Below are 13,009 nucleotides of genomic sequence, written 5' to 3'. Positions count from 1 at the left end.
CCGCCGCTAGGGTCCGAAAACCCTCGCTCGACTTGCATGTATTAGGCACGCCGCCAGCGTTCGTCCTGAGCCAGGATCAAACTCTCCAATAAAGTTTGTTACTGGTTCAAAGCTGGCAAATCATTAATGATAGACTCATCAACGCTTTCGCTGTTCAGTTTTCAAAGAGCATTTTGCGCATCAGCGCTAAAAGTTTTGTCTACATTCACTTATGCGTTTCTCGTTAACTTTCCAGCCAACCAAACTTGTGATATGTAGTGGTGCCGGCAATAGGACTTGAACCCACAACCCCCTGATTACAAGTCAGGTGCTCTACCAATTGAGCTATACCGGCGTGTTTTTTGTTTTCTCGCTGCGAGCGTTTCGTGTGTGTCCCGCTCACGAGATTTAATATAGCATGTCCCTTTTTTAAATGCAATAGAAAATCGAAAACTTTTTCATCAGAATTTAAAAAAACGCCAAAATAAACGAGAAAAGTGGCGGAACCAAAGCCGCCACTCTCCTGTTTACCCTGCTCGGAAGCCTTCACCAAGCACTTCATTCGCCGGGCATAATATGATAAACGCATCGGGATCGACAGAACGCACCATGATTTTCAGCTTGCTAACCTCGCTTTGGCTCACAACAGCCATCAGCACCTTGCGCGCATCCCCCGTGTATCCCCCAGAGCCGTCCAACAAAGTCACGCCCCTGTCCAGGTCATACAAGATCGTTTCTCGCAGCGAATCCGTTTCGTTCGAGATGATATAGGCAACTTTGGAGGTATTCCATCCCATTTGAACAATATCAATCGTCTTGCTCGTAACAAATAAGGCAATAAGTGCATACAAAGCTTTTTCCGGGTCGAACACAATTCCTGCGAACAAAATAACAAATCCATCAAATACCGCGACGCAGGCTCCTAGACTAAATCCCGTATACTTATGAAGAATTTGCGAGGCAATCGCGAAGCCCCCTGTTGATCCTCTGCCCCGAAACACAATCCCGATTCCAAGCCCTACGCCGATTCCTCCATAAATACTGGCAAGCAGCGGATTAGTCGTCAACGGATGCAAATGACTCGTCAGCATGACGCACAACGGCAAAACGACCGATCCGATCGCGGCTTTCATACTGTATTGCCGATCCAGCAGCTTCAATCCCAACAGGAACAACGGGATATTGCATGCCCACTGGACGATAGCCGGGGGAAGTCCAAACAGATTATGCAAAATGGTGGACAAGCCTGAGACTCCTCCAGAAGCAATCTGATTGGGGTTCAAAAAAAGGTTAAAGCTGGTTGCAAGCACCAGGGAACCGAGGATCAGCATCCCGTACTCCATTGCTTTTCTCTGCGGGCTGTTCAACTGGATTGCTGTTCGTTTTTTTCGCGCCACACGGTTTCACTCCTGACATTTTTCGCGTAAGCAAAATCCGCACATACACTACCATGTTTTGGTCGAAAAGAAAACCCCCATTTCCGCTCCTTCCTTCTCAGTAACATTTGCTGAAGCACAGCAAACATGCACGAGAGTTGGGCTTCTTTCTAGAAAAAAGAGATTGACTAGCAGCACAAACAAATCGATAATTATAATCAAGTAATAATTATTATCAAAAAAGAGGTGACCTGTGATGGATGAACAACTGGCCAGTGTCACAAACCAGATCAAACACTTCGGAAAACGCCTGACGATTCAAAGACGCGCCGTCTTGCGCTATATGCTGATGTCCCAGCAACACCCTACAGCCAAAGACGTTTACCATGCCTTGAAAAACGAAATGCCCAGCATCACACTCTCAACGGTTTACACCAGCTTGCGACTCCTGGCGAAAATGGGGATCATCAAAGAGCATGTGCACGCTGATACCCCCAACCGTTTTGAAACGCTGGTCAAAATCGATCCTGTTCAGTTAAAAGAAGTCATGTGAGCAAGAGCAAGCATAACGGAAACTAGCAATAAAAAAGGGAACCCGCTAAAAGGGCTCCCTTTTTATTAACCAAACAACTGCTGCAACCTTATCATCGGTTTAAGCCACGGCATAATCGTACACAGCCCTGCCCAGCAAGCCAAGCGTGTGCAAAGCTGCCTCGGGCGTTACATCCTGCGACAAGGCGGCAATCGCAAACTGTCGCCCCTCTACGAAAAGTATCCCGACGTCGTGCTGCCTGCCTGTGTCCCAACCGGATTTGCACGCCAATTCCCAGCCAGGCAAGCCATCCTGATTGCTCGCGGACGGCAGTTGGGACGGCAAACCGTTCAGCACTTGCTGCTTGTTCATAATCGCAATCATTTCAGTACGCGCCGCCCGGGAAAATCCGCTGCCAGAAACGATATGCTCCAGCATCCGCGCCACATCCCCTGCCGTAATCATGTTGTTGGCCGTCACGTCCTGCGGATAGATCATCACCTTGCGCGAATAGTAACTTCGCTCCATTCCCAGCTCACGCATCGTCTGATCAATCAGCTCTTTTCCCACAAAATCGATCAGCATATTCGTCGCTGTGTTGTCGCTCTGAATAATCATCAGCGTGACCAGATCGCGTATGGACAGCTTCAAGCCTGGCGAGAGCGCGTACAAAAAGCCTGATCCGCCTACCAAATCCTCTTTGCGCAAAGGGAGCTGATCCTCGATCCGGGCTTTGCCCTGCTCACAGGCCGCGTAAACCGCTGCCATAATCGGAACCTTGATGACACTTTCGGCAATAAACAGCTCGTCCGGTTGGTGCTCAAAACAGATTCCCTGCGGCACCGCCAGCTCTTTTACTACGACTCCCCATGTCCCTGCCGATTCCTGCACGATCTTTGACAAACGTTTCTCCAGCTCCACCGCTCTCCATCCCTCCTGTAAAAGTCGAACACAATCGCGCTTCTATTATCATACAATTCCAAAAACATTCCTTACAAGTTACAAGAACGGGTTCAGCTGATCTTCCGGGACGCGGTCGTTTGTCCTGCTACCCGCTTGGAAATAATAGGGAGATCACTCCACTGAAGGTGAAACCTCATGCAGAAGCCCGGAACGATCGGCACGCGCCAATTCACCATTCTGGTTACCCTGATTACGGTCGGCGATTCGATTCTGATCTTGCCGGCAGCCGTAGCGAAAGAGGCCTCCTACGACAGTTGGCTTTCCAGCATCATTGGTGTATTGGTTGGCCTGGCTGTCATCTATCTATATTGCATAATCAGCCGTTTGCACCAGGAGCACACGCTGATCGGGAAAAACATACTCATTTTCGGGCGTTGGCTCGGTACGGCTTTATCCATCATGTTCCTTTTCACTCTGCTGATCAACGGCTCTGTTTACGTGCGTGCCATCGGCGATTTCATGACCGCGCAAATTTTGAAAGAGACACCGAGCGTTGCCGTCGTCATCCTTCTCGTGGCGTGCTCCCTGTTCGGTGTGCGCCTCGGCTTGGAGACTTTCGCGCGGACGAGTGAGATTTTTTATCTCTGGTTCGTCTTTACTTTTCTCTCGTTTTTTTTCTTGTTGGTACCACAGTTTTCCCTTCGCAACTTGCAGCCCGTTCTGGAAAACGGGCTTGCCCCTGTCCTCAGCGGCTCTTTTTCTGTGATCGCCTACCCGTATACAGAGCTGATCGTCTTTTTAATGATTACCCCTTTCGTCGATGTTCCGCAAAAGCTCACTTCTGCTTTTTTGCGGGGAGCGATCTACGGCGGAATCTGCCTGATCACGATCATTTTGATGACGCTTTTGGTGCTCGGTCCGGTGTTGACTGCTACAGACAATTTCCCCAGTTACTCGCTGGCGAAGCGGGTTCATGTCGGCGAGTTTTTTCAGCGGCAGGAAGCCATGATGGCACTGATGTGGTTCGTCTCGATTTATTTCAAGGTCGTCTTGTACATGTACGGCTTTTGTGTTGGCATTCAGCAGCTTTTGAAACTGAAGGAATACCAGCTTCTCACCTATCCTACCTGTCTGTTGTTTGTTGTAGGTGCCATCATCCTTTTGCCGAATGAAACATTTTTGCTTCAAGCCTACACATTCTGGCCGCTCTTTGATTTTTCTGTGGCGGTTGCCTACCCGTTGCTACTCGTCGTCTGGTACCACATCAGGCAGCGACTGCAAAACAAGCCGACTCCTCTGCAAAAGTGAGGGGTCGGCTTGTTTTCATGTCTTTCTTCTATTCTTTTGGCAGGCATGCTCGCTTGATCGCAGCGACTCGCTCGCTGTCCACATAGCGCAAAGCTTGCCCCTCTTCCCTGGCTGCGGTACCGAAATGAACCTCTCGGACGCCAGTCAGCCCGATCAGCTCGGGCGCATTCGTCGCGGACAGCCCGCTCCCTGCCAAAATGGACAGAGTCGAGTTTTCCGTTTTGCGCACCAGCTCCGCGATGCAATCTGCGCCTTCCATGGCTGTACGTTTTCCCCCGGAAGTCAGGATCGTCTTTACTTGCGGATATTGCAACAGAATGTCCAAAGCTTCCAGCTGGCTCACCGCTTCGTCAAAAGCCCGGTGAAAAGTCACGTTCAGGCCGTTTGCTTCTTCCAGCAACAGCTCCAGTCCGTCACGATCCAATTGCTTGTCTGGCGTCAACATGCCAAAAACAACACCTGCCGCCCCTAGCTCGCGGACGACGCGCACATCTTCTTTCATGACACGCAGCTCGTCTTTGGTATAGCAAAAAGATTGGCTGTGCGGCCGCACCATGACATTGACAGGAATGGAGACAGCCTTGACCGCCGCTTCGATCAAGCCCCAGCTTGGCGTAAGCCCTCCCTCCAAAATGCCGGAAATCAGCTCTAGCCGATCTGCGCCGCCTCGCTCTGCGCGTTTTGCATCCTCAACCGAAGTCGCAATCACTTCCACCAGCATGTGATTTCTCCTCTCGTCCGTAGCTTTTATGGACATTGTACTGAGCGTCGCCACCGTTGCGCAAGTGCGCGCCTAGCATTTTTCCAGAACGAACACGGGCCGCTTTTCCCCGACGACCAACTGGTTATCGTTGACGATTTCTTTCGGGGCCAACGCATGCAACCTGGCAATGGTCTCCTTGTTGCTGTAATCGATCTGCTCCAAAATGTTGGCGATGACGAGCGGCCAAACCAGCTCTGAACCGTCCAGTACCTTCAGCGAAAAGCTGATTCGCTCCTTTTTCAGCGCAAAACCGTATACGCCCATCGCGCCGCCTTTGGCAATAATGTTCGGATCGGTCAGCAGAGCTGTGCAGATGAATTGGTGGCTGGCGATGATTTCCGGGTGGGCCGTCATCCAGCCCGTCACTTTTTCAACCGCCTGGCGATTTTCTTGTTCCGCAATCAGGTCGGGACAGGCCAGCTTCAAATAAGCGATCGCCAAATGCTTGAGTGGCAGGGCATAAACAGGAAAGCCGCAACCGTCGACAGCAAGGCCAATGTGCTCCTGCGGGTACTCGGCGAGACTGGCAAAAGCTGCCAGAGCCTCCTGCTGGGTCGGATGCTCCTGCTTGTAGTAATCGCTGGTCGTATAGCCGCGTTCCTTGGACAACGCCAAAAAGCCCAGATGCTTTCCTGCGCAGTTGTGAAAAAGTCTGCGCTTGGCTACACCTTGGGACAAGCAGGCGAACTTGGGCGCTTCATTTAATGGATACGTCGGGCAGGTTAAAAGTTCGTCTTCGCGAATGCCCGTTTTGGCCAAAAGCGATTCCAGCCCTTCCAGATGATAGGCTTCACCGCGATGAGAAGCCGCGAACAGCGCCGCTTCCCGACTTGTCAGACCGAATCTTTCGTCAATTTTTTGCCTCGCTACCGGAAGCGCCTGAAACGGTTTGGCAGCGGAACGCAGCAAGGCAACATGCATCACATCTCCTGCCGAATAAATGACCTGGCCGTGCTCATCCACGCCGCAAACGATGCCTGAATGAACATTTTCCAATATACCTCCGCGATACTCTTCTACTAATGGGACATCCCGCATTATTCTCACCCGTTCTGTTCTATTTTTCTAATTATTCCATTCGAAGGATAATTGATTGTAATAAAGGTAAAAATTCATTCATTTAAAGTATTAAAACCAGAATTATCCGTCTTTTTATATGCCGATTTTCTCCATTGGTGTTATTAAAAAATACTAGCAGTGACACCATATTCCGTCAATCGTTTTTTCGTTGCCGATTGCCCACGGCAGGCCAATCTATAGTATAATGGCTCAGGATGGCAGCCGCCATCAATCGCATACGAAATCCGCGCGACTGGCGCGGGAGAGGTTCGCGAACTCCCTCTATAAAAAACTAAGGTGGACAACAGTACCGATCCCTTGGTATTGTTTTGTTTTTTTGCAGGAGCAAGTTCAAGAACTCTCTTTCTTCCATTACGATACTGAAGGAGATGGAGAGCATGAAAAAGGAAAAAGCCGTCGTTGTGTTCAGTGGAGGTCAGGACAGCACCACTTGCCTGTTCTGGGCCAAGCAGCAATTCGGCGAAGTAGAAACGATTACGTTTGACTACGGGCAGCGGCACAAGCTGGAAATCGAGTGTGCCAAAGAGATCGCCCGGGAGTTGGGCGTAGCCAACACCGTATTGGACATGAGCCTGTTGAATCAACTCGCTCCCAATGCACTAACCCGCACAGACATCAACATCACCCAGGAGGAAGGCCAGCTTCCATCCACATTTGTCGACGGGCGCAATCTGTTGTTCCTGTCTTTTGCAGGCGTTTTCGCCAAGCAAAAAGGAGCGCGGCATTTGGTTACTGGCGTTTGCGAAACGGATTTTAGCGGCTATCCCGATTGCCGCGATGCGTTTGTCAAATCGCTCAATGTGACGCTTAACCTGTCCATGGATTATCCGTTTGTGATCCATACGCCGCTCATGTGGCTCGACAAGGCGCAAACGTGGAAGCTGGCGGATGAACTGGGTGCCTTCACCTATATCCGCGAAAAAACCCTCACCTGCTACAACGGCATCAAAGGCGACGGCTGCGGCGAATGCCCTGCCTGCCACCTGCGAAAAGCCGGACTGGACAAGTATCTTTCCGAAAAAACTCAATCCGGGGCCAACGTCTGATGAGCGCAAACTTTGACTTTCGCATCGTCGACCGCATGCAGACACTTGGCACCCATATTCAACAATCGCAGCTGCGCTACCACAACAAGCGCGTGCTGGTGAGCAAGGAGTTTACGTTTGACGCCGCCCACCATCTGCACGCCTACGAAGGCAAATGCAAAAACTTGCACGGACACACGTACCACGTCGTGTTTGGCATCAGCGGCTACCCGGATGAAATCGGGCTGGTCATCGACTTCGGCGACATCAAGCAAATCTGGAAGGAACATATCGAGATTTACTTGGATCACCGCTACCTGAATGAAATGCTGCCGCCGATGAACACCACGGCAGAAAACATGGTCGTCTGGCTGTTTGAACAAATGGAGCAGCAGCTTCAATCTGACGTCTATCGCGACCGCTACCGCGGCGCTCGCGTCGAATTTGTCCGCCTGTTTGAAACGCCGACGAGCTACGCCGAGGCGAGACGGGAGTGGATGATGGAGTGAGCATTCCCGTTCTGGAAATTTTCGGCCCGACGATTCAAGGGGAAGGCATGGTCATCGGGCAAAAGACGATGTTCGTCCGCACCGCTGGCTGCGACTACCGTTGTAGCTGGTGTGACTCCGCCTTTACGTGGGACGGCTCGGCGCGCGATGAAATCAAGCAGTTGTCCGTCGAGGAAGTCTGGGCAGAGCTAACGCGTCTTGGCCAAGACCGTTTTTCCCATGTCACCATCTCTGGCGGCAACCCGGCGCTTCTCGCAGGCATGGGCGAGCTTGTCTCGTTTTTAAAGGAACGCGGCATTCGCACGGCGCTGGAGACACAAGGAAGCCGCTGGCAGGAATGGCTTCCGCTGATCGACGACATCACGATTTCTCCGAAGCCGCCCAGCTCTGGCATGAACACGGATTACGCCGTGCTCGATCGCATCGTGGGCGCTCTGACGGAGCAAAAGCATCCGGGGCTGAGCCTGAAGGTCGTCGTGTTTGACGACGCCGACTTCGCATATTCGCGCGACATCCATCGGCGGTATCCGGCGGTTCCTTTTTTCCTCCAGCCGGGAAATAGCGATCTCGTCAGCGCGGACACGCACGAACTGAGAGAAAAGCTATTGGAAAGCTTTGAATGGCTGATCGACCAGGCGATGGCCGCCCCCGATTTGAACGACGCGAAAGTGCTGCCGCAGCTCCACGCCCTGGTCTGGGGAAACAAGCGCGGCGTGTAGGCGTGTAAATGAAAAGCCAGGATTGGATTATAGATGAAAAAAAGCGAGGATGAGAAACCAATGAACGAACAACAACGCGATCTGTCTTCCCTCACCCTGCTGGGCAACCAGGGAACGACCTACAACTATTCATACGACCCGAGTGTACTGGAGTCTTTTGACAACAAGCACCCGTACCGCGACTATTTCGTCAAGTTCAACTGCCCGGAGTTCACCAGTCTGTGTCCGATCACTGGGCAGCCGGATTTTGCTACGATCTACATCAGCTACATCCCGGATATCAAAATGGTCGAAAGCAAATCGCTCAAGCTATACCTGTTCAGCTTCCGCAACCACGGCGATTTTCACGAGGATTGCGTGAACGTGATCATGAACGATCTGATCAAGCTGATGGACCCGAAATACATCGAGGTGTGGGGCAAATTCACTCCGCGCGGCGGCATCTCGATCGACCCGTACTGCAACTACGGCAAGCCGGGCACGAAGTATGAGGAGATGGCCAGCTATCGCTTGATGAATCATGATATGTATCCGGAGAGAGTGGATAATCGGTAGAGGTTGATGTTGGTTAGAGTGAGAAAACCCTTGATATGCAAGGGTTTTTCTTTGACCGTCGCTGCCGAGGTATATATTTAGATAGAAAATGCCCCAAGCAGTGAGGACTATTTTTAGTTTTGACTAGGTAAGACAACTACAAAAAATCCCTACTAAATAGTAGGGATTCCGTTATAACTAAGTCAAATCGTCATCAAATAAATGTAGCACTAATATCCTTCTAGCAAATTTTCTTATAAATCTGTCAAAATCAATTCAATGGTCCCACTGTTTAGTTTCGCTTGAGAATCAAGATTTCTATAATAATTAATATAATGGTTATGTCTAAAAACTATTCCTGCATCGTTATTGGTCACACGAACACCTGGTTCATAAACATAGTTTTTCTTTGCAGTCTGAGTACCTAAAGCAAAATCAACAACCCACTTAGTATAGTGAGATGAAAGGCTTGATTCATCAATAATATTTGCTGATTTCCTGTTGAAAGTCCAACTCACCGAGGGAACTAACCCTGACAATCCAACAATAACCGAAGTGTCTGTGTCAGTGGTATATGGTCCATATGAGCGGATTGTTTGTTCGTCAATTTCATCACCAAGATGTCTGTATCTCATTGCTAATTCACGAGTTTGATAATCATTCATAGGCTCTGTTTGATTGAAAAACTTAACATCCCAAACAGATACTTTCTTGCCACTTAATGTTGATATACCTCTTCTTGTATAATCTACGTTGCTAGTATAAACACCCGCTAATGTGTTTCGGTTATTATCTCTCACTCTGTATGTGTAAGAATCGGAATAAGTATCATCATCAGAACTTGCTGAGGCTTTTAATGAATTCATATTCCTTGCGCCTTTATTTTCAGCAAGTTCAACTTTTTCTTGAATTTCTTCACGAATTTCTTCTAAAGGGACTTCATCTAGTTGATCAAAGATATAATCAACGTGTCTAGTACCATCTTGTTTATAGACACCTACCCCCATCAGTTTTGGTGGCACTCCTTCATCTTCAGACGAACGATTTATTTTGAGTTCAGTCTTAATATAATCCTTTATATCTTTGGGATCTATTTCTTCACCTTCATTATGGATGAAGTAATAAGTTTCTTCGCTATCATTATTACTTAATGTTTTTAACGATTTTGAGGAACGAGACTCATCTAATGAGATTTCAACTATATCCATCTTTTTTTGTCGTTCTTTTGCTAATAGGTTGTCACTAAATCCAGGAGTTAACACTAATGTCGTAGCCAAACAGACACACAAAAAAGATGATAACTTTTTCATATTAATACCACCTTTTACCTTTTAATTTTTCTATGTTATTATATACATAAAATCCAAAAAAAGGAATAAAAACAAAAATGTTCAAATTATTAGAAGTTTTGATAATTATAGTTTTGGGATTTTTTACTGGGTTATTCTTTGGAGGAGATAGCAATATATTACTTGGAGGTATATTTTGGGCTTTAATATTTATTTTACTTAAACTATATGACAAATGAATCAATTGCCCTCCCCGGACGCATAGTCCATAAAAAAAGCGGCAACCAAGTTTCGTCAACAATCCGTCAACAATCCGTCAACAACTCACGTTTCGACAAGTACGAAACCCTTATACATCACTGGTTTAAGGCATATAGTTTGTAACCGGAAAAAGTCGACAATCGCTAGAATCGAGGGAAACTCCTTTCCTGACAAGGAGTTTCCCTTTTTTTATCCGAGCAAAATTTAATCTTTTTCAAATTATTTTCATAGATTATAATGTTTGTAAAAAGGGGGTATTGCTATGGCAGCCAACGAGTATAGCTTACCTACATCCCCAAATGCTGTGAAAACGAAAGAGCTTCCTGTATTTGAGGTACAGCCCGATCAAAATCTTGCGAGCGAATTTCACAAGCGCTTAATTCAAATGATTGCCGAATTTGAGATATCCCTGGATGAACAGCATGAAGTCGGGATGCGGCTGGTATCGTTCGGCCAAAATATCACCTTGCGCGTAGAAGGGATCGGCTATTTCAATCCCAGTCTGATTCGTTTTTTCGGAACAACAGAAGCAGGCGCCCCAGTCGAACTCATCCAGCACATCTCGCAAATCAGTTTTCTCTTGATGGCAGTCAACAAAGCAGACCCGGCAAACCCGCCCAAGCGGATCGGGTTCAGCGCTTCCGAAGAAACAAAAGAAGAAGACGTGTAACAGCGTCTTCTTTTTGCATGATCAGGGCATTCGGTCTTTACTGGATACGCCTGAGCAAAATATATTGTAAAAACATGGTAACCATGTTAAAGTAGCGTATAAATAGGAACCTATCTTTTCTGTTGTTGGAGGAGATTGCTCATGCATCCCAAAAACATCCCTCGTTAAGCCCGCGGCCCTCCATTCGTGAGCATTTGTCCCATTCCCCCCAATTAAACTCAAGGGAGATGTATACAAATGAGCATGAATGGACCAGTAAAAATATCTCGCACCGAAAGACTGCAAACCTGCAAGGAAATTGCCGCCCGATTGCACGAGGTTTACGGCGAAAAAGTCTTGGCGATCGGCGTCTATGGCTCGGTATCGCGCGGAACGGACGGCCCGTTCTCTGATATAGAGATGTTGTGCGTCCTAGAAGAGTCAGGCGAAGAAACAGATTTCAGCCACGAATGGTCTGCCGGACCATGGAAAGCCGAAGTGAATGTCATCAGTGCACATGTGCTTTTGGACATGGCTGCTACTGTCGAAGATGACTGGCCGCTGACCCATGGCCCTTTTTTCGCCCCGCTGAGTCTGTATGATCCGAAAGGCTTTTTTCAAACGTTGAAAGAAGCGGCGCACTCTCCTGCCAAAGAAGCGTTCACGCAGGCAATCAACGGCGTGCTTGTAGGTGAAATGTACGAGTTCATCGGGAAGCTGAGGAATATCAGCCTGGAAGGCCCCCGCACTTACCTCCCTTACCTGGCCATGCAATTTGCCCAATACGGCGCTATGCTGATCGGGCTGCACCAGCAGACGTTCTATTCGACAGGAGCCAAGGTACTGCCTGAATCGTTGGAACTGCCAGATCGTCCCGATGGCTACGACCAGATAGCGACAATGGTGATGGCTGGAGATTTGGCGGATTCGGGCAAAATCGTCGCGGCCTGCGAGCGGTTTTGGAACGGACTCCACGCATGGGCAGCCAAGCATCAGTATGTGATTCACACCAAGCGAATCCCATTTTAATGCAAGCAACAATCGGTTTATTGCCAGTTTGCCTGTTTGGAAAAAGCCTCGCTGTATGCGGGGCTTTTCTCCTTCTCCTGCAATAATGAAGTTGTGCCAGAAGCTTACGCCCAATGCTCGGGCCGCGTAAACGAGGGCGGTATTTTCGTGGCAGCATCGCCCTTCGCTGCGTTGAGCTGGGCCTGGGTGAGAAACAGACTGTCCGTCAGATCGGCGCCGCGCAAATCGGTATCGCGCAGATCAGCGCCAATCAGGTCGGCCCATCTCAAGTTTGCGCCGCGCAAATCAGCCGCGATCAAGTAGGCTCCGCGCAGGTTCGCTCCCAGCAAATCGGCTCCTTTGAGCTTCGCGCCAATCAGATCGGCTCCCCGCCCCACGTTTCTCGCTTTGATGCGTGCGCCTTTCTGCTTGCGACAGGCTTCCGTCCGCACCAGTTCGCTCGCCTCCCGCAACAACTCGCCTACTTTTGCCCGATGTGCAGGTACATCTACCCGCAAAAGCTCTGCCGGAGCAAGCTCCGTGAACCGCTTCGTCTCCTGCAACACATCGTCCAGCTTCGCGTGAAGGGAACGGGCAGCATGAAAAGTCAGCGCTTCCGTCAAATACCAAAGCAGCTCATGCAGCTGCCACATGATCGGAAAAACTCCGTACATCTGGCTTGCCAGTTCAGGCGCTCGTCTCCAGTCACGCCCTCCGTATGTCTCTTGGGAAAGCTTTTGCCCTGCGCCGAAGCAATCGTAGACTGTACAGCCGCGAAAGCCGATCTGCCGCAAGCTTTGATGAACCCCGCAGCGAAAATCGGCCTGCAAGTTGCGACAGGGGGTACCTGCGTCTTTGTTGATTGCAAAATCCGAAGAAGCGGCAAAAGGCAGCGCCACACAGCACAGTCCGAAACATTTTTCACAGTCCGCTCGCAAATCATCGCGCAACCCCGCCAGGCTCGGCGCATGATTGCCCTGCTGATCATCCATACTTATCCTCCTGAAAAATAGCCGCTTCGTCGTATCAGCACTCAACTGTCAAAAGAGGCGATAAGGTCAAGCGGGCTAACAA

Annotated in this window: 14 protein-coding genes, 1 tRNA gene, 1 rRNA gene and 1 riboswitch; of the genes, 8 read left to right on the top strand and 8 right to left on the bottom strand. The window is 49.3% G+C overall.

Going from position 1 to position 13,009, the window contains the following annotated elements; translation table 11 throughout:
* The 3 genes from EDM60_RS15240 to EDM60_RS15230 form a co-directional block, all read right to left on the bottom strand.
* Positions 1–92: ribosomal RNA gene (locus EDM60_RS15240) — 16S ribosomal RNA — on the bottom strand; the annotation flags it as partial.
* Positions 93–258: 166 nt separating this feature from the next.
* Positions 259–334, bottom strand: a tRNA-Thr gene (locus tag EDM60_RS15235).
* Positions 335–506: 172 nt separating this feature from the next.
* The gene (locus EDM60_RS15230; protein ID WP_122964732.1) at positions 507–1,376 is read right to left on the bottom strand and encodes a YitT family protein; all 870 of its coding nucleotides are present in this window, start codon (positions 1,374–1,376) and stop codon (positions 507–509) included.
* Between the two features lie 235 nt (positions 1,377–1,611).
* Between EDM60_RS15230 and EDM60_RS15225 the strand changes: the two genes are divergently transcribed.
* Positions 1,612–1,908 carry a Fur family transcriptional regulator gene (locus EDM60_RS15225; protein WP_122964731.1) on the top strand — a complete coding sequence of 99 codons (297 nt, stop codon included), beginning with the start codon at positions 1,612–1,614 and terminating at the stop codon, positions 1,906–1,908.
* A gap of 99 nt (positions 1,909–2,007) precedes the next feature.
* Here EDM60_RS15225 and EDM60_RS15220 read toward each other — a convergent pair whose 3' ends face one another.
* The gene (locus EDM60_RS15220) at positions 2,008–2,808 is read right to left on the bottom strand and encodes a serine hydrolase (protein ID WP_122964730.1); all 801 of its coding nucleotides are present in this window, start codon (positions 2,806–2,808) and stop codon (positions 2,008–2,010) included.
* A 177-nt stretch (positions 2,809–2,985) separates the two neighbouring features.
* On the opposite strand from EDM60_RS15220, the gene EDM60_RS15215 reads away from it, so the two are divergent.
* Positions 2,986–4,098: a GerAB/ArcD/ProY family transporter gene (locus EDM60_RS15215; protein ID WP_122964729.1), complete on the top strand. Its 1,113-nt coding sequence runs from the start codon at positions 2,986–2,988 to the stop codon at positions 4,096–4,098.
* Positions 4,099–4,126: 28 nt separating this feature from the next.
* On the opposite strand, the gene EDM60_RS15210 is transcribed toward EDM60_RS15215, so the two are convergent.
* Together EDM60_RS15210 and EDM60_RS15205 are read right to left on the bottom strand one after the other, a co-directional pair.
* Positions 4,127–4,819 carry a copper homeostasis protein CutC gene (locus EDM60_RS15210; RefSeq protein ID WP_122964728.1) on the bottom strand — a complete coding sequence of 231 codons (693 nt, stop codon included), beginning with the start codon at positions 4,817–4,819 and terminating at the stop codon, positions 4,127–4,129.
* 72 nt (positions 4,820–4,891) lie between these two features.
* Positions 4,892–5,899, bottom strand: a complete 1,008-nt coding sequence (locus EDM60_RS15205) for an asparaginase (protein WP_122964727.1) — start codon at positions 5,897–5,899, stop codon at positions 4,892–4,894.
* A 279-nt stretch (positions 5,900–6,178) separates the two neighbouring features.
* Positions 6,179–6,222, top strand: a riboswitch (PreQ1 riboswitch).
* Between the two features lie 96 nt (positions 6,223–6,318).
* Between EDM60_RS15205 and queC the strand changes: the two genes are divergently transcribed.
* The 4 genes from queC to queF are packed head-to-tail and all read left to right on the top strand — an operon-like array spanning position 6,319 to position 8,749.
* Complete coding sequence (gene queC / locus EDM60_RS15200) at positions 6,319–6,987, top strand: 7-cyano-7-deazaguanine synthase QueC (RefSeq protein WP_122964726.1); 669 nt, start codon at positions 6,319–6,321, stop codon at positions 6,985–6,987.
* Positions 6,987–7,475, top strand: a complete 489-nt coding sequence (gene queD / locus EDM60_RS15195; protein WP_122964725.1) for a 6-carboxytetrahydropterin synthase QueD — start codon at positions 6,987–6,989, stop codon at positions 7,473–7,475. Before queC ends, queD begins: the two co-directional genes overlap by 1 nt.
* The gene (queE, locus tag EDM60_RS15190) at positions 7,472–8,194 is read left to right on the top strand and encodes a 7-carboxy-7-deazaguanine synthase QueE (protein WP_122964724.1); all 723 of its coding nucleotides are present in this window, start codon (positions 7,472–7,474) and stop codon (positions 8,192–8,194) included. The genes queD and queE overlap by 4 nt, the downstream gene beginning before the upstream one ends.
* 60 nt (positions 8,195–8,254) lie before the next feature.
* Positions 8,255–8,749 (top strand): preQ(1) synthase, encoded by a 495-nt coding sequence (gene queF, locus EDM60_RS15185; protein ID WP_122964758.1) that lies wholly within the window; start codon positions 8,255–8,257, stop codon positions 8,747–8,749.
* 233 nt (positions 8,750–8,982) lie between these two features.
* Here the strand turns inward: queF and EDM60_RS15180 are convergent, their stop codons facing one another.
* Positions 8,983–10,038, bottom strand: coding sequence for a hypothetical protein (locus EDM60_RS15180; protein ID WP_122964723.1), 1,056 nt, complete (start codon positions 10,036–10,038; stop codon positions 8,983–8,985).
* A gap of 502 nt (positions 10,039–10,540) precedes the next feature.
* Between EDM60_RS15180 and EDM60_RS15175 the strand changes: the two genes are divergently transcribed.
* Both EDM60_RS15175 and EDM60_RS15170 read left to right on the top strand, forming a co-directional pair.
* Positions 10,541–10,948 (top strand): DUF6173 family protein, encoded by a 408-nt coding sequence (locus EDM60_RS15175; protein WP_122964722.1) that lies wholly within the window; start codon positions 10,541–10,543, stop codon positions 10,946–10,948.
* A 237-nt stretch (positions 10,949–11,185) separates the two neighbouring features.
* Positions 11,186–11,956, top strand: a complete 771-nt coding sequence (locus EDM60_RS15170; protein WP_122964721.1) for an ANT(4')-I family aminoglycoside nucleotidyltransferase — start codon at positions 11,186–11,188, stop codon at positions 11,954–11,956.
* A 104-nt stretch (positions 11,957–12,060) separates the two neighbouring features.
* On the opposite strand, the gene EDM60_RS15165 is transcribed toward EDM60_RS15170, so the two are convergent.
* A complete protein-coding gene (locus tag EDM60_RS15165) occupies positions 12,061–12,927 on the bottom strand; it encodes a pentapeptide repeat-containing protein (RefSeq protein WP_122964720.1) in 867 nt (288 codons plus the stop codon).
* Positions 12,928–13,009: the final 82 nt, after the last annotated feature.

Origin of the sequence: Brevibacillus parabrevis, from assembly GCF_003710905.1 — a bacterium.
Lineage (GTDB): Bacteria > Bacillota > Bacilli > Brevibacillales > Brevibacillaceae > Brevibacillus > Brevibacillus parabrevis.
This window is presented reverse-complemented; position numbering and strand designations above follow the sequence as displayed.

Bases quoted from the DNA above. Each gene is read 5' to 3' on its own strand.
- queF (WP_122964758.1), top strand. From the start codon at position 8,255: ATGAACGAACAACAACGCGATCTGTCTTCCCTCACCCTGCTGGGCAAC.
- EDM60_RS15210 (WP_122964728.1), bottom strand. From the start codon at position 4,819: ATGCTGGTGGAAGTGATTGCGACTTCGGTTGAGGATGCAAAACGCGCA.
- queC (WP_122964726.1), top strand. From the start codon at position 6,319: ATGAAAAAGGAAAAAGCCGTCGTTGTGTTCAGTGGAGGTCAGGACAGC.
- EDM60_RS15175 (WP_122964722.1), top strand. From the start codon at position 10,541: ATGGCAGCCAACGAGTATAGCTTACCTACATCCCCAAATGCTGTGAAA.
- EDM60_RS15180 (WP_122964723.1), bottom strand. From the start codon at position 10,038: ATGAAAAAGTTATCATCTTTTTTGTGTGTCTGTTTGGCTACGACATTA.
- EDM60_RS15170 (WP_122964721.1), top strand. From the start codon at position 11,186: ATGAGCATGAATGGACCAGTAAAAATATCTCGCACCGAAAGACTGCAA.
- EDM60_RS15225 (WP_122964731.1), top strand. From the start codon at position 1,612: ATGGATGAACAACTGGCCAGTGTCACAAACCAGATCAAACACTTCGGA.
- EDM60_RS15215 (WP_122964729.1), top strand. From the start codon at position 2,986: ATGCAGAAGCCCGGAACGATCGGCACGCGCCAATTCACCATTCTGGTT.
- EDM60_RS15165 (WP_122964720.1), bottom strand. From the start codon at position 12,927: ATGGATGATCAGCAGGGCAATCATGCGCCGAGCCTGGCGGGGTTGCGC.
- queD (WP_122964725.1), top strand. From the start codon at position 6,987: ATGAGCGCAAACTTTGACTTTCGCATCGTCGACCGCATGCAGACACTT.
- EDM60_RS15205 (WP_122964727.1), bottom strand. From the start codon at position 5,899: ATGCGGGATGTCCCATTAGTAGAAGAGTATCGCGGAGGTATATTGGAA.